At 63.8% G+C, this 19,683-nt stretch carries 21 protein-coding genes and 2 tRNA genes; 17 read left to right on the top strand and 6 right to left on the bottom strand.

The annotated features are described in order from the left end of the window. Positions 1 to 23: 23 nt before the first annotated feature. From tatB to API01S_RS22060, 3 genes are all read left to right on the top strand, one after another. Entirely contained in the window at positions 24 to 578 is a 555-nt protein-coding gene (gene tatB / locus API01S_RS22050; RefSeq protein ID WP_061306154.1) for a Sec-independent protein translocase protein TatB, read from the top strand. Continuing rightward, a complete protein-coding gene (gene tatC / locus API01S_RS22055) occupies positions 575 to 1,366 on the top strand; it encodes a twin-arginine translocase subunit TatC (RefSeq protein ID WP_006216826.1) in 792 nt (263 codons plus the stop codon). The genes tatB and tatC overlap by 4 nt, the downstream gene beginning before the upstream one ends. 122 nt (positions 1,367 to 1,488) lie before the next feature. Continuing rightward, positions 1,489 to 1,902: a helix-turn-helix domain-containing protein gene (locus API01S_RS22060; protein WP_061306155.1), complete on the top strand. Its 414-nt coding sequence runs from the start codon at positions 1,489 to 1,491 to the stop codon at positions 1,900 to 1,902. A gap of 136 nt (positions 1,903 to 2,038) precedes the next feature. On the opposite strand, the gene API01S_RS22065 is transcribed toward API01S_RS22060, so the two are convergent. After that, positions 2,039 to 3,199, bottom strand: a complete 1,161-nt coding sequence (locus tag API01S_RS22065) for a trypsin-like peptidase domain-containing protein (RefSeq protein ID WP_050728265.1) — start codon at positions 3,197 to 3,199, stop codon at positions 2,039 to 2,041. 19 nt (positions 3,200 to 3,218) lie between these two features. Between API01S_RS22065 and API01S_RS22070 the strand changes: the two genes are divergently transcribed. Next, a complete protein-coding gene (locus tag API01S_RS22070; RefSeq protein WP_061306156.1) occupies positions 3,219 to 3,995 on the top strand; it encodes a Nif3-like dinuclear metal center hexameric protein in 777 nt (258 codons plus the stop codon). Positions 3,996 to 4,085: 90 nt separating this feature from the next. Here API01S_RS22070 and mscL read toward each other — a convergent pair whose 3' ends face one another. Beyond that, complete coding sequence (mscL, locus tag API01S_RS22075; RefSeq protein ID WP_050728267.1) at positions 4,086 to 4,532, bottom strand: large conductance mechanosensitive channel protein MscL; 447 nt, start codon at positions 4,530 to 4,532, stop codon at positions 4,086 to 4,088. A 140-nt stretch (positions 4,533 to 4,672) separates the two neighbouring features. Between mscL and petA the strand changes: the two genes are divergently transcribed. From petA to API01S_RS28950, 8 genes are all read left to right on the top strand, one after another. Beyond that, complete coding sequence (gene petA, locus API01S_RS22080; protein ID WP_039882595.1) at positions 4,673 to 5,314, top strand: ubiquinol-cytochrome c reductase iron-sulfur subunit; 642 nt, start codon at positions 4,673 to 4,675, stop codon at positions 5,312 to 5,314. A 73-nt stretch (positions 5,315 to 5,387) separates the two neighbouring features. Next, a complete protein-coding gene (locus API01S_RS22085; protein WP_006216819.1) occupies positions 5,388 to 6,776 on the top strand; it encodes a cytochrome b in 1,389 nt (462 codons plus the stop codon). A gap of 23 nt (positions 6,777 to 6,799) precedes the next feature. Next, on the top strand, positions 6,800 to 7,660 hold the full coding sequence (locus API01S_RS22090; RefSeq protein ID WP_006216818.1) for a cytochrome c1: 861 nt from the start codon (positions 6,800 to 6,802) through the stop codon (positions 7,658 to 7,660). Positions 7,661 to 7,813: 153 nt separating this feature from the next. Further along, complete coding sequence (locus tag API01S_RS22095) at positions 7,814 to 8,425, top strand: glutathione S-transferase N-terminal domain-containing protein (protein WP_006216817.1); 612 nt, start codon at positions 7,814 to 7,816, stop codon at positions 8,423 to 8,425. Between the two features lie 13 nt (positions 8,426 to 8,438). Beyond that, positions 8,439 to 8,894, top strand: coding sequence for a ClpXP protease specificity-enhancing factor (locus API01S_RS22100; protein WP_006216816.1), 456 nt, complete (start codon positions 8,439 to 8,441; stop codon positions 8,892 to 8,894). Between the two features lie 162 nt (positions 8,895 to 9,056). Beyond that, a tRNA-Thr gene (locus API01S_RS22105) sits at positions 9,057 to 9,132 on the top strand. A gap of 462 nt (positions 9,133 to 9,594) precedes the next feature. Beyond that, on the top strand, positions 9,595 to 10,353 hold the full coding sequence (locus tag API01S_RS22110) for a GAF domain-containing protein (protein WP_167351733.1): 759 nt from the start codon (positions 9,595 to 9,597) through the stop codon (positions 10,351 to 10,353). Position 10,354: 1 nt separating this feature from the next. Continuing rightward, positions 10,355 to 10,561: a hypothetical protein gene (locus tag API01S_RS28950; RefSeq protein ID WP_006216813.1), complete on the top strand. Its 207-nt coding sequence runs from the start codon at positions 10,355 to 10,357 to the stop codon at positions 10,559 to 10,561. Between the two features lie 76 nt (positions 10,562 to 10,637). Here the strand turns inward: API01S_RS28950 and API01S_RS22115 are convergent, their stop codons facing one another. The 3 genes from API01S_RS22115 to API01S_RS22125 all read right to left on the bottom strand — a co-directional run bounded on the left by API01S_RS22115 (position 10,638) and on the right by API01S_RS22125 (position 14,515). Further along, positions 10,638 to 12,026 carry a GntP family permease gene (locus API01S_RS22115; protein WP_006216812.1) on the bottom strand — a complete coding sequence of 463 codons (1,389 nt, stop codon included), beginning with the start codon at positions 12,024 to 12,026 and terminating at the stop codon, positions 10,638 to 10,640. Positions 12,027 to 12,127: 101 nt separating this feature from the next. After that, positions 12,128 to 13,093 carry a Bug family tripartite tricarboxylate transporter substrate binding protein gene (locus API01S_RS22120; RefSeq protein ID WP_061306157.1) on the bottom strand — a complete coding sequence of 322 codons (966 nt, stop codon included), beginning with the start codon at positions 13,091 to 13,093 and terminating at the stop codon, positions 12,128 to 12,130. Between the two features lie 27 nt (positions 13,094 to 13,120). Beyond that, positions 13,121 to 14,515 carry an amidase gene (locus API01S_RS22125; protein WP_254598646.1) on the bottom strand — a complete coding sequence of 465 codons (1,395 nt, stop codon included), beginning with the start codon at positions 14,513 to 14,515 and terminating at the stop codon, positions 13,121 to 13,123. Positions 14,516 to 14,691: 176 nt separating this feature from the next. On the opposite strand from API01S_RS22125, the gene API01S_RS22130 reads away from it, so the two are divergent. From API01S_RS22130 to API01S_RS22150, 5 genes are all read left to right on the top strand, one after another. Beyond that, a complete protein-coding gene (locus API01S_RS22130; protein WP_061306158.1) occupies positions 14,692 to 15,492 on the top strand; it encodes an IclR family transcriptional regulator in 801 nt (266 codons plus the stop codon). A gap of 66 nt (positions 15,493 to 15,558) precedes the next feature. Then, positions 15,559 to 15,634: transfer RNA gene (locus API01S_RS22135), tRNA-Asn, on the top strand. A 239-nt stretch (positions 15,635 to 15,873) separates the two neighbouring features. Next, a complete protein-coding gene (gcvA, locus tag API01S_RS22140; protein WP_061306159.1) occupies positions 15,874 to 16,800 on the top strand; it encodes a transcriptional regulator GcvA in 927 nt (308 codons plus the stop codon). A 112-nt stretch (positions 16,801 to 16,912) separates the two neighbouring features. After that, on the top strand, positions 16,913 to 17,386 hold the full coding sequence (locus API01S_RS22145) for a RidA family protein (protein WP_006216805.1): 474 nt from the start codon (positions 16,913 to 16,915) through the stop codon (positions 17,384 to 17,386). 46 nt (positions 17,387 to 17,432) lie between these two features. Beyond that, entirely contained in the window at positions 17,433 to 18,638 is a 1,206-nt protein-coding gene (locus API01S_RS22150) for an aminotransferase class V-fold PLP-dependent enzyme (RefSeq protein ID WP_061306160.1), read from the top strand. Here API01S_RS22150 and API01S_RS22155 read toward each other — a convergent pair. Further along, entirely contained in the window at positions 18,635 to 19,528 is an 894-nt protein-coding gene (locus tag API01S_RS22155; RefSeq protein ID WP_061306161.1) for a DMT family transporter, read from the bottom strand. The genes API01S_RS22150 and API01S_RS22155 overlap by 4 nt on opposite strands. Between the last annotated feature and the right edge of the window lie 155 nt (positions 19,529 to 19,683).

Raw genomic sequence — 19,683 nt, forward strand, 5'->3', positions numbered from 1 at the left:
CTTCCACTCCGAGCGGCCGTCGAATGTTTGATGTCAGCCTCACTGAACTGATGGTGATCGGCGTCGTCGCCTTGATCGTCATTGGCCCCGAACGCCTGCCCAAGGTAGCCCGCACCGTTGGCCACCTGCTGGGGCGCGCGCAGCGTTACGTCAACGACGTGAAGTCCGATATCCAACGCGAAATCGAAATCGACGAACTGCGCAAATTCAAAAGCGAGATGGAAGACGCCGCACAAGGCGTGCAACAGTCGCTGAACGAAACGCACGCGTCATTGCAAGAGCCGGTCCAGCAGTTCCGCGCCGAACTCGACGAAGTCGCCCGCGAAGCCAACGGCAAGGTCGCCCCGGTGATCGTGGGCGATACCTCTGCCGCCGACCCCGCCATCGAACCCGCCCGCACCATCGCGCCGCCGGGACAAAACCACAGCCTGGACCTGGACCTGCCGCCCCCGGCCGACGCCGGCGCCGCACCTGCCGTCCCCGCCCAACAACAACCTGCCCCGGCGCCCCGCGCGCCGGCGGCTGACGAGCCCGCGCCCGCCGCCAAGCCCGTCCCGCCCTCCGGAACACCGACGTGACCCAGGACGCCTCCCAAGAAGAAGGCCAGCAAGAGACCTTCATCTCTCACCTGGTTGAACTGCGAACCCGCCTGTTGCGTGCCGTAGGCGCGGTCGTGGCCGTGTTCATCGTGCTCTTCATCTACCCCGGTGCCTCCGCCATCTATGACGTGCTGGCCGCGCCGATGCTGGCCTCGCTGCCCGAAGGCACGCGCATGATCGCCACGGGCGTCATCACGCCGTTCATGGTGCCGGTCAAGGTCACGATGATGGCCGCGTTCATCGTGGCGCTGCCCGTCGTGCTGTACCAGGCCTGGGCCTTCGTCGCGCCAGGGCTGTACCGCCACGAGAAGCGCCTGGCGCTGCCGCTCATCGTCTCCAGCACGTTCCTGTTCATCGCGGGCATGGCGTTCTGCTACTTCGTCGTCTTCCGCACGGTGTTCCACTTCATTGCGACGTTCGCGCCGCAATCGATCACGCCGGCCCCTGACATCGAGGCCTACCTGAGCTTCGTCATGACGATGTTCATGGCGTTCGGGATCACGTTCGAAGTGCCCGTGGCCGTGGTGCTGCTGGTCAAGATGGGCATCGTCGAATTGTCCAAGCTGCGCTCGGCGCGCGGTTATGTGGTCGTCGGCGCCTTCATCATCGCGGCGGTGGTCACACCGCCCGACGTCGTCAGCCAGTTCATGCTGGCGGTGCCGCTCTGCCTGCTTTATGAGGTGGGGCTGATCTGCGCCCGCATGGTGTCGCCCAAGCCCGGCGCGGCCGACGATGCTGTGTCCGACTCGCTGACCGAACGTCACTGAGATCGGCCTGCGGGGGGCCGCGCGCGCGACTCCCCGGCCCACGCGCGGCGTCTGACAAGACTGAGCCAGTATCGGACTCTTTCACCCTTGTCGGGGCTCGCCGGCCCCTCTACATTGCAGGCATGTCGCCTGCACAAAGGCTACGCGCCCTGATGCGGTGGCGTGGCATCCATAGTCAAAACCAGTTGGCGCGCCTCTCCGGCGTGCCGCAATCCTGCATCCACCGAATCCTGACGCGCGACGAGCATTACTCGCCGTCTCGGGCAACGCTGCTGCGTCTGGCGAAAGCGCTGGACACCAGCGTGCCCTGGCTGACGGACGGCGTTGCAGGCCCCACCGATTCCGGCGCCGGCAGCCTGCCTCCAGGCTATGGCTCACGGCCAGCCTCCGGCTGCAAGCCATGCAGTCCGCCCAAACCCGAACTCGACGGCTATTGCGCCGAAATCGGCGCCATCCTGCAACACCATCCCGACACCACGAAAAAAGCCGTGCTGTCGGTGGTGCGCCTGCTGGCGGACAAGACGCGCAATGGCTAGTCCCTCAACGCGAAGCGGGTACTGCTGCGGTCAGGGATGGCAGCTTGGTTCGCTGACCGGTATCGCTGGCCGGCTTCGCTGCTTCGTCCCCCGGCCTTGTTTGTTGGCCTCTTGCGCGGTTTGGTCTCCCGACCCGTTATCGCGGCTTGCCGGGCCGAGTGCCCACCACCACCGCCACCTCAACGGGCTTGCCCGCGCGCAGGATGCCGAGCGTCGCGCGCTGGCCCGGCGCCAGTTGCGCAATCTCGGACAACAGTTGCACCGTGTCGGCCATGCGCTTGCCATTGACCGACTGCACGATATCTCCCACGCGCAAGCCGCCGCGCGCGGCCGGCCCGTCGCGCATCACGCCCGCGATGATCACCCCGCGCGTATCGCCCTTGAGCTCGAAGGCGCGTGCCAGCTCCGCCGTCACGTCTTGCGGCTCGACGCCCAGCCAGCCACGCTTGACCGACCCCGTCTTGACGATGTCGTCCATGACCTTGCGCGCGATCTCCACCGGCGTGGCAAAACCGATGCCCATCGACCCGCCCGACTCGGAATAGATCGCCGTATTGATACCCACCAGATTGCCCGTGGCGTCCACCAGCGCGCCGCCGGAGTTGCCGGGGTTGATCGCAGCGTCGGTCTGGATGAAGTTCTCGTAGGTGTTCAGGCCCAGCCCGTTGCGGCCCAACGCCGATACGATGCCCTGCGTGGTGGTTTGGCCCACGCCGAAGGGGTTGCCAATCGCCAGCACCACGTCGCCCACGCGCAAGCCCCGGTCCGCTGCCAACGTGGCGACGGGCAGCGTGCGCAGCGAACTCAGCTTGAGCACCGCCAGATCCGTGTCGGGGTCTGCGCCCACGACCTTTGCTGCATCGCGCCGGCCGTCCGCCAGCGCCACCTCGATCGCGTCGGCCGCCTGCACGACGTGGTAGTTGGTCAGCACGTGCCCATCCTGGCTGACGATCACGCCCGAGCCCAGGCTGGTGGTGGCCTGCCGACGGCTCACACCGGGTACCTGGCCAAACAACTGGCGCAGCACGGGGTCATCGGGCAGGGGCATCAATGGCACATTGACGTGCTTGGTCGTGTAGACGTTCACAACCGAAGGCGCGGCGCGGGCAACACCATCCGCATACGACACCGGCCCCATGTCCGCGCTGGCGGCTGGTCGCCCCGCTGCAAGCGCCGCGGGCGGCGCGGCGCCAGGGCCGGCAAGGCGCAGCAGGTCGGGCCGCAAGGTCGTGACCACGAATAGAATACCCAGGCAGACCGTGACGGCCTGAGCAAATATCAGCCAATATCGGCGCATGATTCTGATAGGACGAGCAATGAAAAAAGTGGACTCCCACGTGCTGGCCAGCTGGCTGGACGACACCCTGCAAGCCGCGCGTTTCAAAGACTACTGTCCGAACGGCTTGCAGGTGGAGGGCCGATCCGAAGTCGGACACATTATCACCGGTGTCACCGCCAGCGAAGCGTTACTACGCGCGGCCGTCGAACGAGGGGCCGATGCGGTGCTGGTGCATCACGGCTGGATGTGGCGCAACGAAGACCGCCGCATCATCGGCACGCGCCGCACGCGCATGGCGCTGGCGCTGAAGAACGACCTGAATCTATACGCTTACCACTTGCCGCTGGATGCGCATCCCACGCTGGGCAACAACGCGCAGCTGGCTCGCGTGCTGGGCCTTGAGCCCTTGCGCCGCGACGATGGCACGCCGCGCACCTGCGGACAGGACAACCTGGTATGGCTGGGCGAGGCCACCGGCGTGCAGACACTGGGGCAACTGGGGGCTCGCGTGGCCGAACGCCTGGGCAGGCAACCGCTGGTCGTAGGCGACCCCGACCAGCCCTTGTCCAGCGTGGCCTGGTGCACGGGCGGCGCGCAAGGGATGCTGGCCGACGCGGTGGATGCCGGCGCCAGCGCCTACATCACGGGCGAAGTGTCGGAATCCACTGTGCATCTGGCGCGCGAGACCGGCGTGGGCTTCATTGCCGCCGGCCACCATGCCACCGAACGCTATGGCGCACAGGCGCTGGGGCAGGCGGTGGCCGAGCACTTCGGCATCAAGGTCGAATTCATCGACCTGGATAATCCCGCGTAATGTCAGCACGCCCCCGGGCATTGGATGCGCCGGGGGTGCAAGCCGCTACGCGGCGCATAACAGACAATGCGGCGCGCGGCCGCAAGGCATTTATTTCTTGAGCAGATCGCGGATTTCGCGCAGCAGCGCCACGTCTTCGGGCGTCGCGGCGGGAGCGGCCGGCGCTTCCTCGGCCTTGGTGCGAGCCTTGTAGATGGCCTTGACCATCCAGAAAATCACGAAAGCCAACAACACGAAGTTGATGATGATCGTGACGAAATTACCCCACGCGAACACGTTGGCGCCCGCCTTGGTGAGGTCGGCATACGTCATCGGGCCGTTGTAACCAGCTGGCATCGACAGCACCAGGAATTTGTTCGAGAAATCGACAGAGCCGCCCAGGATGAAATTGATCAGCGGCATGATGATGTCTTTCACCAGCGAATCGACGATCCTTCCGAACGCCGCACCGATGATCACACCAACCGCCAAGTCAACAGCATTGCCTTTTACAGCGAAATCTCGGAATTCTTTGACGAAACCAGTTGTTTTGCTCATAAAAGCACTCCCTTCGTGATACGCCCTTGAGTAGGCTGGCGCTATAATACGCGGTTGCTATGTTGTTACATATTCCCGCGAACCCGATGCCGCAGAAGTGATGCTACTCGTAGAGCGGGCGCATCAACAAGGATAGGAAGATGAGTCAGGATACGCTGGTACACGATGATGACGGTGCGGTTGATCCCAACCTGCCACCTGATCCTTCGCGACGTTTCTGGGTTACCACCGCCTGTGCTGTGGGTGGCGTAGCAGGTGTCGCAACGGCAGTGCCGCTTGTGAGCACGTTTTCTCCCTCTGAAAAAGCCCGCGCGGCTGGGGCTCCCGTTGAAGTGGATATCGGCGATATACCCGTCGGCACCATGAAAACCGTGGAATGGCGTGGGAAGCCGGTGTGGATCATTCACCGCTCTCCCGAACAGCTCGCCGCCCTCAAGACGCTAGACCCCTTACTGGCCGATCCCGAATCCAAGCGGCCTGGCTTCACTCCCAAATACGCCGAAAACGAGGCTCGCTCGCGCAAGCCCGAGATCTTCGTTTGCGTCGGCATCTGTACCCACTTGGGTTGCTCGCCCACCTCGCACTTCGAAACGGGCGGCGGTGGCGGCATGGGTGCAAATTGGCAAGGCGGATTTCTCTGCCCGTGCCACGGCTCCACGTTCGACCTGGCTGGCCGGGTCTACAAGAACAAGCCCGCTCCCGATAATCTCGAAGTACCGCCCTACCAGTATCTGAGCGACACCCGCATCATTGTGGGCGTCGATGAAGACAACAAGGCCTGACGCTCGCGTCGCGCTTTTTTCCCGATTACGTAAGTAAAACAAATACGCCACGTATTAGAGAAGGAGCCGTTACATGGCTGGCGAGAAAACCGTCGAGACAACAGGCCTGTTGGGGTGGCTGGACCGGCGTTTTCCGGTGACATCCACCTGGAAAGCACATCTGTCCGAATACTACGCACCGAAGAATTTCAACTTCTGGTATTTCTTTGGCTCTTTGGCCTTATTGGTCCTGGTGCTGCAGATCGTGACCGGCATTTTCCTGGTCATGCATTACAAGCCGGACGCCGAACGCGCGTTCCAATCCGTCGAATACATCATGCGCGAGGTCCCCTGGGGCTGGCTCGTGCGCTACATGCACTCGACGGGCGCATCGATGTTCTTCGTCGTCGTCTACCTGCACATGCTGCGCGGGCTGCTTTACGGTTCCTACCGCAAGCCGCGCGAACTCGTGTGGATCTTCGGCGTGGCGATCTTCCTCTGTCTGATGGCCGAAGCCTTCTTCGGCTACCTGCTGCCCTGGGGCCAGATGTCGTATTGGGGTGCGCAGGTGATCGTGAACCTGTTCGCCGCCATTCCGTTCATCGGTCCTGAACTGTCGATCTGGATCCGCGGCGACTACGTCGTGTCGGACGCCACCCTGAACCGCTTCTTCGCTTTCCACGTCATTGCGATTCCGCTGGTGCTGGTCGGTCTGGTCGCGGCCCACCTGGTGGCGCTGCATGAAGTCGGCTCGAACAACCCGGACGGCATCGAGATCAAGCAGGGCCCGAAGGACAAGTACGGACGGCCGAAGGATGGCATTCCGTTCCACCCGTTCTACTCGGTGCATGACCTGATGGGCGTGGCGGGCTTCCTGCTCGTGTTCGCATTCATCGTGTTCTTCGCGCCGGAGATGGGCGGCTACTTCCTTGAGTTCAACAACTTCATTCCTGCTGACTCGCTCAAGACGCCTCCGCACATCGCACCGGTCTGGTACTTCACGCCGTTCTACTCGATGCTGCGCGCCACTACCGACGAATTCACGTGGGTGCTGGCGGGCGCGTCGGTGCTGGGCGCCATTGCGTTGCTGGTCAAGAGCAACCTCAAGGGCATCATGCGCGTGGCCATCCCCGGCATCCTGATCGTCGTGGCCGTGCTGCTGCGCGTGATCGACGCCAAGTTCTGGGGCGTGGTCGCCATGGGCGGCACGGTCGTCATCCTGTTCTTCCTGCCCTGGCTGGACCATTCCCCGGTCAAGTCGATCCGCTACCGCCCCACCTGGCACAAGTGGATCTACGGCATCTTCATGGTCAACTTCCTGGTGCTCGGCTACATCGGTACGCAGCCGCCCAGTCCGCCGTTGAACATCACGTCGCAGATCGGCACGCTTCTGTACCTGGCATTTTTCTTCCTGATGCCGGTCTGGAGCCGCCTTGGCACCTTCAAGCAAGTGCCCGAGCGCGTTACGTTCCACGCCCACTGAGCCCACCAGATAACGGATTAACCATGATCAAGAAGCTGATTGGTGCCGTGGCCTTGATGCTCACGTGTACCACCGCATTTGCCGCCGAAGGCGGTTTCCCACTGGACAAGGCGCCGTACCGCGTCAACGACATGTCGTCGCTGCAAAACGGCGCCAAGCTGTTCGTCAACTACTGCCTGAACTGTCATAGCGCGTCGTCGATGCGCTACAACAAGCTCAAGGACATCGGGCTGACCGACCAGCAAATCAAGGAAAGCCTGCTGTTCACCGGCGAAAAGGTGGGCGACATGATGACCATCGCCATGTCACCCAAGGACGCCAAGAAGTGGTTTGGCACGACGCCCCCGGACCTGTCCGTGATCGCTCGCGCCAAATCGGTCAACGCCGGCCCGTCCGGCGCCGACTACATCTACACCTACCTGCGCACCTTCTACCGCGACACGTCGCGCGCGACCGGCTGGAACAACCTGGTTTTCCCGGCGGTGGGCATGCCCCATGCGCTCTGGGAACGCCAGGGTCCGCGCGAGCTGACCACCACCGCGATGCACGAAGTGGAAGTCAAGGATGCCAAGGAAGGCGCACCCAAAACCTGGGAACGCGTCACGACGGTGTACGATGCTCAAGGTTTTTCCACGGTCAAGGCCGAACCGGTAGCTGATTACCGGGGCCATGCCACCTTTGATGCCAAATTTAAGGCCGCCAACCCGGCCCAAGTCGCAACATACGACAACGACGTCGCAGACCTGACCGCGTTCATGTCCTGGATGGCCGAGCCCGTCCAGACTTTCCGCGTCCGTCTCGGCGTTGGCGTCATGTTGTTCCTGCTGTTGTTCTTCCTCGTTACGTGGCGCTTGAACGCCTCGTACTGGAAACACGTGCGCTAACCGCAACGCCCCGCCAGGCAAGCTCGCCGACACCCATCTAAAAAAGGGACGGCAACGGAGGATAGGGCCGTACGCCTATCCCGTCTGGCAATTGGGGCCAGCGCCTGCTAGATTTAGGCGCTGGCCTTTCGTTTTTCATAAAGGACTTTCACCATGATGGTGCTCTATTCCGGAACCACGTGTCCGTTTTCGCAACGCTGCCGCTTCGTGTTGTTCGAAAAGGGTATGGACTTCGAGATCCGTGACATCGACCTGTACAACAAACCCGAAGACATCGCGGTGATGAACCCGTACGGTCAAGTGCCCATCCTGGTCGAACGCGACCTGGTCTTGTACGAGTCCAACATCATCAACGAGTACATCGACGAGCGCTTCCCGCATCCGCAACTGATGCCGGCTGATCCCGTCATGCGCGCCCGCACCCGCCTGTTCCTGTACAACTTCGAGAAAGAACTGTTCGTTCACGTCTCGACGCTGGAAGACCGCAGCGCCAAGCCCGACGAGAAGAAGCTGGCCAACGCGCGCCAGAACATTCGCGACCGTCTGGCCCAACTGGCTCCGATGCTGCTGAAGAACAAGTACATGCTGGGCGAGGAATTCTCGATGCTGGACGTGGCCGTGGCTCCGCTGCTGTGGCGCCTGGACCATTACGGCATCGAACTTCCCAAGAACGCGGCCCCGCTGCAAAAGTACGCCGAACGCATCTTCTCGCGCCCGGCCTACATCGAAGCGCTGACGCCTTCGGAAAAAGTGATGCGTCGTTAAGGCTGGTTGTGTGATGGGTGAAACTTCGACCAAACCGTATCTGATCCGCGCACTGCATGAATGGTGCACCGACAACGGCTACACGCCGTACATCACCGTACAGGTCGATGAGCACACCATGGTGCCCGTCGCGCATGTCCGTGACGGTCAGATCACGCTGAACGTGGGCACGCTGGCCACCAACCGCCTGGTGCTGGGCAACGAATTCATCGAATTCCAAGCCCGCTTCAGCGGCGTGACCGAAAACGTCTACGTTCCCGTCGGCGCCGTCAGCGCCATCTACGCGCGCGAAACCGGGGCGGGCATGGGCTTTGAAGTGCAGCCCTATGAACCGCCGGAAGCCGGCGCTCAGGGCGCGGCGGAACCCGCCGCCCCCGAAGGCGCCGACGCCCAAGCCGACGCCTCGCAGGGCGATGACGGCGGCAACGACGACGAACCCAAGCGTCCGCGCCTGACCATCGTTAAGTAGCCTCCTGACGCGGGGCGGCGTGCCTGGCACGCGGTGCGATGTCTGTAGCTCCGCTGTCCCGCGCTTCCAAATGGATGTGATCGGCGGCCCGTGCGCCTGCGCACGCGGCCCTGCCGATTTTTCATTACAATGCAGTCCCTGCGCGTGCCCCCGGCACGCCGTGCCGGTGTAGCTCAGTTGGTAGAGCAGCTCACTTGTAATGAGAAGGTCGAGGGTTCGATTCCTTTCACCGGCACCAATACGCAATCCAGCTCCATCCGAGACGGACCAGAAACCCGCATCAGCCGTGGCCATGCGGATTTTTTTTGCCCGACTGCGTTCACAGCGTCTTTTGCAGATCCGCCCCATGAGATGTACTTCGAAGAAGTACGAAAGTGCCATAGGACTGCGCCGGGATCGTTGAGCTGCAATGCTCACAGCAGCAATCCCCACTGAGCGTAACGACACTGGCGCTATCAGCACGCCCCAGCGCGGCGGCTTATCAGGAATCTGATTTCTCTGAAATTTCAGGCTTCGGCCCCGTCGCTGCGGGAGGTTCAACTGAGAGCGCTTTTTGTCCCACTAGCTCACCAGTACGATTTCTCTGAGTTAAAACCAAGGCATCCTGATACGGAAGTGGGATGAGGAAAGTCGCTCGGCGCAGCTTGCTGACGTAGCACCGCGTCCTGGGCAGAATAAACAGCTGGGGGAGGGTTTCGGCATGAATGCACATCATCTGCCAGGAGCACAACGAAAGCGCTTCTGGCAAAAGAAGTGGCCTAGAGAAGTCCTGTTCAACGGCCCCCCAGTAATCGTTGCAGGATCCGCTGCGGTGAAAACTTGGCGAGATCCTTCCTTCGATCAATGGATATTTGGATTTGCCGTCGCAGCATGCGTCTGGTTGATCGTCGCGACCCTGGTTCGCATCGCGACCGCACACGCCGAAGACCAAAAGGATGGCCCCGACGTCATCCACGAAGGGCTCTATGCAGCGGTCTCCGCGGTCCATGCCATGCTTTCCGAATGGTGTAACAAGCGCGAATATGGCGCTGACATCCGGGCCACGTTCCATCGCGTGGTCCCCCCAATCCACGAGCCGCGTGAGATAGAGCAGATCATCAACTATGCCGGCTCTAATGGTGAGGGTGTTGGACGGACTTTCCCCATCCATACAGGCATAACTGGCAGGGCTATCCGAACTAAGAAGCCATTGGTGATGGCCAGTCAAAATGGTACGGAAGAGCAACTCCGTACTGAATTGGTGCTCGATTGGGGATACACCGAGGCCGAAGCTCGCAAACTTGGGCCAGGTCGCTATTCTGCAATGGCCGTACCCGTTCTGGATCGATCTGGACAGCACCCCATTGGCGTGATTTACTTCGACTCAAGTGACCGCGCGCTCTTCGAACGCGACGACGTGGTAGAAATTGTTGGTGCTGGCACCAAGGCCATTAACGACTTTGTCACGAAAAGGTACTGATATGAACACTGACACCAAGAAGCCGCCCGAGACTTTCGTCAAAGAGTCCAAAATCATTTCGAAGCCAGGTGCAGTAATGGAAGTCCGTGAACTTACGCTTACCGACTTCGGCGTACGTGCAATCACGAGCGGAAGCGCAGGCATCATGCAAGGGGCGCGCGAAGATGTTGGCCCGCCATCGCCAATGAAAAAATTGGTCCCGGCATAAATTCAAAAAGGGAAGCCTGCTGGCTTCCCTTTTTACTGGACGGCCTTTCGCCCACGCGCAGCCAGCGCGACAGGCATCAGCCCATCGGCGGCAGCAGGTTCATCAGCAGGACCATGCCCAAACCAACCAGGGCGACGATCGATTGCACGACGGAAATGGTTTTGGTGGCTTCGCCCATCGTCATGCCGAACGATTCCTTCACCATCCAGAAGCCGGCGTGGTTCGCGTAGTTGAAGAACAGCGAACCGCAGCCGATCGACAGCGCCAGCAGCGGCAGATTCAACGTGGGGTCTGCGCCGGCCAGCGGGGCCAGCAGGCCCGCCGCGCCCACGATGCCGACGGTGGCGGAACCGGTGGACACGGACAACAGCATGGCGATCAGCCAGCCCAGGATCAGCGGCGGAAAGGCGAACTGATGCGTCAGGTGCACGATGGCGTCGCCCACCTTGGCGCTGGTCAGCACCTGCTGAAACGCGCCGCCGCCCGCGATGATCAGCATGATGCCGGCGATGGGCTTCAAACTTTTGCCCAAGCCGTCGCGCAGCTTTTCCGCATCGCCACCGCGCATGAACACGAGCGTCACGGCGGCGAACAGCACGCCCAGCAGCATGGCGACCAGCGGGTTGCCCAGGAAGGCCGCCACGTGCGTGACGCCGGAGTCCTTGGGCAGCAACATTTCTGCCACTGCATGCACCAGCATCAGCAGCGCGGGCAGCAAGGCCGCCAGCACGCCCAGGCCGACGCTGGGCGCGGTCGATCCCGCATCCTTTTCCTGGACAGCGGTGAATTGCTCCAGCAGCGCCTCGTCGGGCCGGGTCGTCATGCGTGGCGTGATGAAGGCGCCATAGAGCGGGCCGCCCAGCACCATCGCGGGCAACGCGGCTAGAAAGCCATAGATCATCGTCGGGCCGACGGTGGTCTTCAAGGTGGCGATGGCTGTCAGCGGGCCGGGATGCGGCGGCACCATGCCGTGCATGGCCGCCAGCGCGGCGATGACGGGCACGCCGACGTAGACGTAGGCCGACCCCTTGAAGCGTTCCTGGGTTTCAAGCTTGCGCGCCACACTGAAGATCAGCGGCAGCATGACCACCAGGCCCACTTCGAAGAACATGGGAATGCCGATGACGAAGGCCACCAACGTCATGGCCCAGGGAATCATGCGGGTGGATGTGCGCCGCAGGATGGCGTTGGCCAGGCGCTCGGTGGTGCCGGAATCGGCCAGGATCTTGCCCAGCATGGCGCCAAGCGCGATCACTACGCCGACCGCGCCCAGCGTCTTGCCTGCGCCATCGGTCAGGTTCTTGACGATGGCGCCGGGCGCCATGCCGGTCGCAAAACCCACGCCTATCGATACGATCAAGAGCGCCAGCAGCGGATGCATGCGGATGCGCGAGACGATGAGAGCGACCAGCACCAGGACGCTCACCAGGGCAGTGAGCAGCAATTGAATGTCAAACGAAGACATGGATTAACCCAGAAAAAACGAGAAAGGTCGCGAGCCTTCTGGGTGCCATGATACGGGATCGGCAAACCACGCGCCGCGTGGCTTGCCGCCGCTGCACTGCATCAATCCGGCTTGATGCCCGCCGCCTTGATGACCGCCACATTGCGCTCAAGTTCAGCGCTGACCTTGGCGCGGAATGCCGCCGGATCCTGATACGTGGCGTCGAAACCCAGTTCCTGCAACTTGGCGCGCGTGTCAGGCTCCGCCATCACCGCCTGGATTTCCTTGGACATGCGATTGACGATCGGCGCGGGCGTGCCCTTCGGCATGACGACGCCGAACCAGGTTTCGAAGTCGTAGCCTGCCACGCCGCTTTCGGCCACGGTGGGCACGTCGGGCACCAGCTGCGAGCGCGCGCTGCCGGTCAACGCCACCGCGCGTGCCTTGCCTGCCTTGATCTGCGGCAGGCTGGCGACCAGCGTGTCGATCGATAGCGGAATCTGGTTGCCGATCAGGTCCGTCATCGCCGGCGCGCTGCCACGATAGGGCACGTGCAGCAGCTTTGCGCCGGTACGCTGGGCCAGCGATTCACCGGCGATGTGCGGCGTAGAACCGTTGCCGAATGAGCCGAAGCTGAGTGACTGCGCGGCCGATTTCTTGGTGATGTCGGCCATCGTGCCGATGCCGGTCTGCGGGTTGGTCAGGATGACGAACGGCGTGCTGCCCGCGATGGCGACGTATTCATAGCTTTTGACAGGGTCGTAGTTCAAGTTCGAATACAGCAGCGAGTTCAACGTGAACGTGGGCGCGCCGGTGATCATCAGCGTGTAGCCGTCGGGCGCTGCGCGCGCCACGGCCACTGCGCCGATGCTGGTGTTGGCGCCCGGCTTGTTTTCGATCACGACCGTCTGCCCCAGGCGCGCGCCCAGCTTGGCGGCGAAGAGGCGTCCGATCACGTCGGTCGACCCGCCCGGCGGGAACGGCACCACCATGGTGATCGGCTTGGACGGATAGGTGTCGGCCGCTGCCAGCAACGGCGTGGCGGCCAGCACGCACAGGGCTAAGGCGCGCGATAGTGTTTTGTTCATGGATTTCCCCTTGTGTTGTTGGAATGGTCAGTCGGGCAGCACCGGCTCGCGGCGCCAGTGCTGGGTGGCAAGTTCAAATGCGTGCGCCAGTTGCAGCAGCGCATGTTCCTGGCGGTAGCGTCCCACGATCTGGATGCCCACCGGCAGGCCGTCGTCGGTAAAGCCGCAAGGCACCGAGATGGCGGGATGACCGGTCAGCGACAGGTAGTAGCCGGATCGCATCCAGTCGATGTAGTTGTGCATGGGCGTATCGCCGATGCAGCTGACGGTTTCCTCATCCACCGGGAACGGCGCTACCTGGCTGACAGGACCGATGAGAAATTCGTGCGTCTGCATGAAGGCATGCATGCGAGCAAACAGGGCGGCGCGGTCGCGTTCGGCCTGCACTACGGTGGCAGCGGGCTGGGTCAGCCCCAGTTCGATGTTCCAGATAACGGTGTCCTTGAGCAGATGCCGGTGCTCACGCAGGGCGGCTTCGTAGCCCACCGCGAACACCTGGCCGCGCAGCGCCTGGAAGGCGTCGTTGGCGCCCGTGAAGTCCGGGCAGGCCTGTTCCACCCGCGCCCCCAGATCGGTGAAGACCGGCAATTGGCTTTCCAGCACCTGCAACACCCGCCGCTGCACCGGCAGGCCGCCCCACGTAGGCGCATAGGCGATGCGCACGCCTTTGAAATCGCGCGACAGGCTGGCCAGCAGACGCGCCGGGTCTTGATCGATCGACAAGGGATCGCGCGGGTCGGGACCGGCCGTGGCGGCCAGCAGCAGCGCCACGTCGGCCACGGTGCGCGCCATGGGGCCCGCCACCGTAAGCGGGTTGTAGGGGTTGCTGGAGGGCCATTGCGGCACGCGGCCGGGCGACGGGCGCAGGCCGACGACATTGCAGAACGAGGCCGGATTGCGCAGCGATCCGCCCATGTCGGTGCCGTCGGCCAACGGCGCCATGCGCGCGGCCAAAGCCGCTGCCGCGCCACCGCTGCTGCCGCCTGCCGTCATGCGCAGGTCGTACGGGTTGCGAGTGGCGCCGAACACCGCGTTGAACGTCTGCGAGCCCGCGCCGAATTCCGGCAGATTGCTCTTGCCCAGCGTGATGGCGCCGGCCGCGCGTTCTCGCGTCACGATGAGACTGTCGCGGTCGGGAATGAAATCCCGGTACAGCGGCGAGCCGTAGGTCGTGCGCATGCCCGCCGTCAGAAACGAATCCTTGTGCACGATCGGCAGGCCATGCAGCAGGCCCAGCGCGTCGCCATTCGCCTGATGTTCGTCGGCCGCCGCCGCGCGAGCCAGCGCGCCTTCGGCATCGCAGGTGACGATGGCATTGATAGAAGGATTGCAGGCCTGGATGCGCGTCAGGTGCGCCGCCATGACGTCGCGGGCGCTGACGTGGCCGGCAGCGATTTCTGCGCGCAGCGCCACGGCAGTCATATCGCAGAGAGAGGGGGAATGGGTCATCGAGAACGAAAAGCAGGGCGGCAAGTGGGTGGATATAAGTATTGCTATGCGATACAAAGTATTGAATAATCACCTTTATAGTGGGTATTCAGCCCCCGGACAATTCGGGGAAACTAGTGCCGCCCCCTCACGCCACGGCCTCTGCACTCATGACGACCCGCAAAACTTCCCTTCCCGACACCGCTGTGACCGACCCCGACGACGCGCTGTTTGTCGCCTCCTTGGAAAAGGGCATGCGCGTGCTGGACGCCTTTCGCGACGCCGCTGATTCGCTGGGCCTGACCGAGATCGCCACGCTGACGGGCCTGGGCAAAAGCGCCGCCCAGCGCTTCGTGCATACCTGGGAACGGCTGGGCTATCTGATCAAGGATCCGGCGTCGCGCCGCTATCGGTTGGGGCCGCGCGTGGTCGAACTCGGCTACTTCTTTTTGCGCAACGACAGGCTGGTGTCGATCGCCGCACCGCATCTGGTCGCGCTGCGCGATCGCTGCGGCCTGGCCGTGCACATGAGCGTGCTGACCGGCAACGACATGATCTATCTGCTGCGCCTGCCCAGCCGTCAAATGACGCTGGCCGAGATGCTGCCCGGCCGGCGCATGCCCGCCTGGTGCAACAGCGGCGGCCGCATGTTGCTGACGCAGCGCGACGACGAGGCGATCCGGCAGGCGCTCGTGAATGCGCCGCCGCGCGCGTTCACGCCGCGCACGGTGATTGACCCAGAAGCCTTGCTGGCGCTGATCGCTCAGGCGCGCGACGCGGGCTACGCACTGACCGAGGATCAGGTTCTGCAAAACCAGGTCGGGGCGGCCGTCTTGCTGCGCGACGCGCGCGATGTGCCGCTGGCGGCGATCAGCGTCAGCGCGCCGCGTCACGACTATTCCAGCGAGCGCTTGCTGCGCGATATCGTCCCGCAACTGTTCCGCACGGCTCACGCGATTCAACACGCCTGAACAGAAATTTTCAGGCCGCTTTGCATTCTTCCGATTTTTTGTGCATAATTCGGCCCCTCTACCTGTTCCCCGATAGCTCAGTCGGTAGAGCGACGGACTGTTAATCCGCAGGTCGCTGGTTCGAACCCAGCTCGGGGAGCCAAAATTTCAGCAGTGCATGCAGTATCCGCACCGCTTGCAGTACCCCTAAAAAAGCCCGCAACTTGTTTGCGGGCTTTTTGCATTGGGCGGCGTGTGCATTCGCCGTTGCATTCGTCGTTGCGTCCGTCCGTGCCCGACACGCGATGCATGGATGGGCAGCCATCCGCGGCAACCAAAGGGCAACCGCGCCGCAAGCGCGTAGGATATCGCGCATCTCCATCGACGCCCGTCTTGCCCGCCATGCGATCCACGCGATCTCTGCCCGCCCTGGTTTCCCTGCGCGCTTTTGAAGCGGCCGCGCGCCGCCTGAGTTTTTCGCTGGCCGCGCAGGAGCTCTTCGTCACGCAAAGCGCCATCAGCCATCACATCCAGCGGCTCGAAAGAGAGCTGGGCGTGGCGCTGTTTGAACGGCGCACGCGCGCAGTGGCGTTAACGCCCGAGGGTCTCGCCTATTTCCAGCATGTGCACCCGGCGTTCGAGCTGTTGCGGCAGGGCACCGACCAACTGCGCGCCTCGGCAGCGCCGCGCGTCACGCTCAAGGTCGGTCTGCTGGCCTCGTTCGCCACGCGTTGGCTGGCGCCGCGCCTGCCCGCCTTCGCCGCCGCCCATCCCGAGATCGACCTGCAACTGTTGCCCGACATCGGCCTGGCCGACGTGGCGGGCGGGGATGTGGACGTGGCGATACGGTATGGAAGGGGGTCATGGCCCGGCGTGGCCTCGCGGTTGCTGATGACCGAACACCTGTCGGTGGTCGGTGCGCCCGGGCTCGTATCGGGGCGCAAGCGGCCGCGCACGCCCGACGACCTGTTGCGCCATCCGCTTCTCACCTCGCACGCCAGGCAGCCTTTTGAATGGGACGCGTGGGCGCGCCAATTCGGCATGGACCTGGGCCGCGCGCAAACCGTCCATCTGCATGACTACAACATCGTCGTCGAGGCCGCCTTGGCCGGACAGGGGCTGGCCATGGGCCGGCACCGGCTGATCGCGTCGCATCTGACCAGCGGCGCGCTGGTGCAGGCACTGCCCGGCGCGGTATTGAAAGATCCCCGCATCGGCTGGTGGTTCGTCGCGCCACGCGGCGCGTTGCCGCCCCAGGCCGCCGCCCTGCGGGATTGGCTGACCGAGGCCGCGCGCGCCGACGAACCGCTTGCATCGTCAACGCATTAGTTTGGTTCATGCGTCGCGGACAAGAATTGATTGGTCAGGAAGCTGCATGGCCGATAGCATCAAGGCCTGCCCATCTGGCTTGAACGCCATCAACTTTGACAGGACATCCGCTATGACCCGCACGATCTCCGGCCGCGTGGCCGAACTGGGCTACGCCCTGGAAGCCGCCGCCGCGCCCGCCGCCAATTACGTTCCCTTCGTACTGGAAGGCAACCTGCTGACCATTTCGGGACAGATTTCGCGCAAGGGCGGCAAGCCCCAGTATCTGGGCCAATTGGGCAATCAGATCTCGGACGCCGATGGCGTCGAAGCGGCCCGACTGTCGGCCCTGAGCCTGCTGGCGCAAATCGCTGCCGCCACCGGCGACCGCCTGGACCGCGTGGCCCGCGTCGTGCGACTTGGCGTGTTCGTGGCCAGCACCCCCGACTTCAACCGCCAGAGCGCGATTGCCAATGGCGCGTCCGACCTGATGGTGGACGTATTCGGCGACGCCGGCCGCCATGCGCGCAGCGCCGTGGGCGTGGCCTCGCTGCCCCAAGGCGTTGCGGTCGAGATCGAAGCCGTCATCGCGCTGACCCCCGCCTGAGTCCTTGCCCGAGCCTGCACCACGCGTGCTTTCCACGGAACAAACCATGTCCGCCCCCCTGACCGCCGCCACCATCCAGTCCCTGCGCGAGCAGACGCCGGGCACGCAGACCTGCGTGCATTTCAATCACGCTGGGTCCTCGTTGCCCTCCACCGGCACGCTGCAAGCCATCCAGGCGCATCTGCAACGCGAGGCCACGCTGGGTCCCATGGAGGCGGGCGTGGCCTCGCGTGCGCTCACCGAAAACGCGCGCACGCTGGCCGCCCGCTTGCTGAATGCGCAGCCCGATGAAATCGCGCTGACCAGCGGCAATTCCGCCGGTTGGGGCGCGGCCTTCGCGGCGCTCGCGCCGTGGCGGCCCGGCGACCGTATCCTGGTCGGCCGCCACGAATGGGGCGGCAATCTGGCGGCCATGCGGCTGCACGCCGAACGCGCGGGCGCCGTGCTGGAAACCATAGCGTCCGATGCCAGCGGTTGTGTCGATCCCGACGCGCTGGCCGCCATGATCGACGACCGCGTGCGCCTGATCGCGCTGACCTGGCTGCCGGCGAACGGCGGCCTCATCAACCCGGCTGCCGCCATCGGCCGCGTGGCCCGCCAACATGGCATTCCCTATTTCGTGGACGCGGCGCAGGCGGTCGGGCAGTTGCCCGTCGACGTGGCGCAGGTAGGTTGCGACGTATTGAGCACGGTGGGGCGCAAGGCGCTGCGTGGCCCGCGCGGCACCGGCCTGCTGTACGTGCGGCGCGGCTTTCTCGAACAGTTGACGCCCGCGTATGTCGACACCTATTCCGCGCCCCTGGGCGCCGATGGCAGGCCCGTGCTGCGCGCCGACGCCGGACGCCTGGAGTCCGCCGAGAACTCATTGGCCTTGCGCTGCGGCCTGGCCAATGCGCTGCAAGAGGCGCTGGCGCTGGGGCTGCCGTCCATCCGCGCCACAGTGGACGCCACCGCGCAACGGCTGCGCGCCGAACTTGCGGCGATCGCCGGCCTGACGGTGCTGGACCAGGGCCGTGAAAAATCCAGCCTGATCTCGTTCAACCTGGACGGCTGGGCCGCCCCCGACGTCCAGCGCGCGATGGCTGCCGTGGGCGTGACGATCGGCAGCAATGGCGTGCCGTACACGCCGCTGGACATGCAGGCGCGCGGCCTGACCCAGATCGCGCGGGTGTCGGTCAGCCCGCTGACGAACGACGATGAAATCGACCGTCTGCTTGATGCCCTGCGCCAATTGGCGCGCTCGCGCCCTTAACCCGCCACGCGCCGCATGAACGGCGACCACTTCGTGAAGACGAGCAGGTTGCCAGCCATCACCAGCACCAACCCGACCAGCGCGGGCGGCGTCCACTGATAGCCTTCGGCCACCGTCGACACACCCAGCGCCACCACCGGGAACAGCACCGTGCAATACGCGGCGCGCGCCGGCCCCATGCGTCCCACCAGCGTCAGGTAAGCCGTAAAGCCGATCACGGACCCCGGAATCGCCAGATAGAGCAGGGCGCCGACGTATTCAGACGACGTGTCGAACTGGAACGGCACGCCCGCGACAAGACAGCCCGCCAGCAGGATCGTCGCGCCGTAGAACATGCTGTAGGCGTTGCCGGTCAACGGCCGCACGCCCGCGCGCTGCTGCAATGACGACAGCATGTTGCCCGTCGAAAAGCAGAACGTGCCCAACAACGCAAACCCCAATCCCAGCAGGGTTTCATGGCTGGCTTGCTGGCTGGCCAGCTCCGGCCAGAACAGCAGCACCAGCCCCGAGAACCCGATGGCGCCGGCCAGCATCACGCGCGGTGCAACCCGGGTGCCGAACCACAGGCGGGCGTTCAAGGCGTTCCACAAGGTCGCCGCCGAAAACACCACCGACACCAGTCCGCTTGGAATCCACTGCGTGGCCGTGTAGAAGCACAGGAAGTTGAGACAGAACAGGCACAGCCCCTGTCCCACGCAAAGGGCATGACCGCGCCGGTCCAGCTTCTGAAGCTTGCGGGTCAGCAGCAGCCCGGCGAACAGCACCAGGGCCGCCAGCGCGAAACGATAGAAAATCGATACCGGTATGGCCACCACGCCCAGTTGCAGCTTGATGGCGATCCAGGTGGTGCCCCAGATCACGACGGTCAGGAAATACAGGAAAAGGTTCACGATGCGGTTGGCAGAATTAAAGGGACGCGGCGTCGGCGGGAGTCATCCCTCGCCTGGCCGCCAGTGTGCGCCGACAGCCCGCGCCCCGATTGCCGGATCTTGCGGTTTTTATGCGCCCACGCGCGCCGCGCGCGCGAGATCGCAGTAGCATTTCG

Source organism: Achromobacter piechaudii NBRC 102461, assembly GCF_001571245.1.
Classification (GTDB): Bacteria; Pseudomonadota; Gammaproteobacteria; order Burkholderiales; family Burkholderiaceae_B; genus Achromobacter; species Achromobacter piechaudii.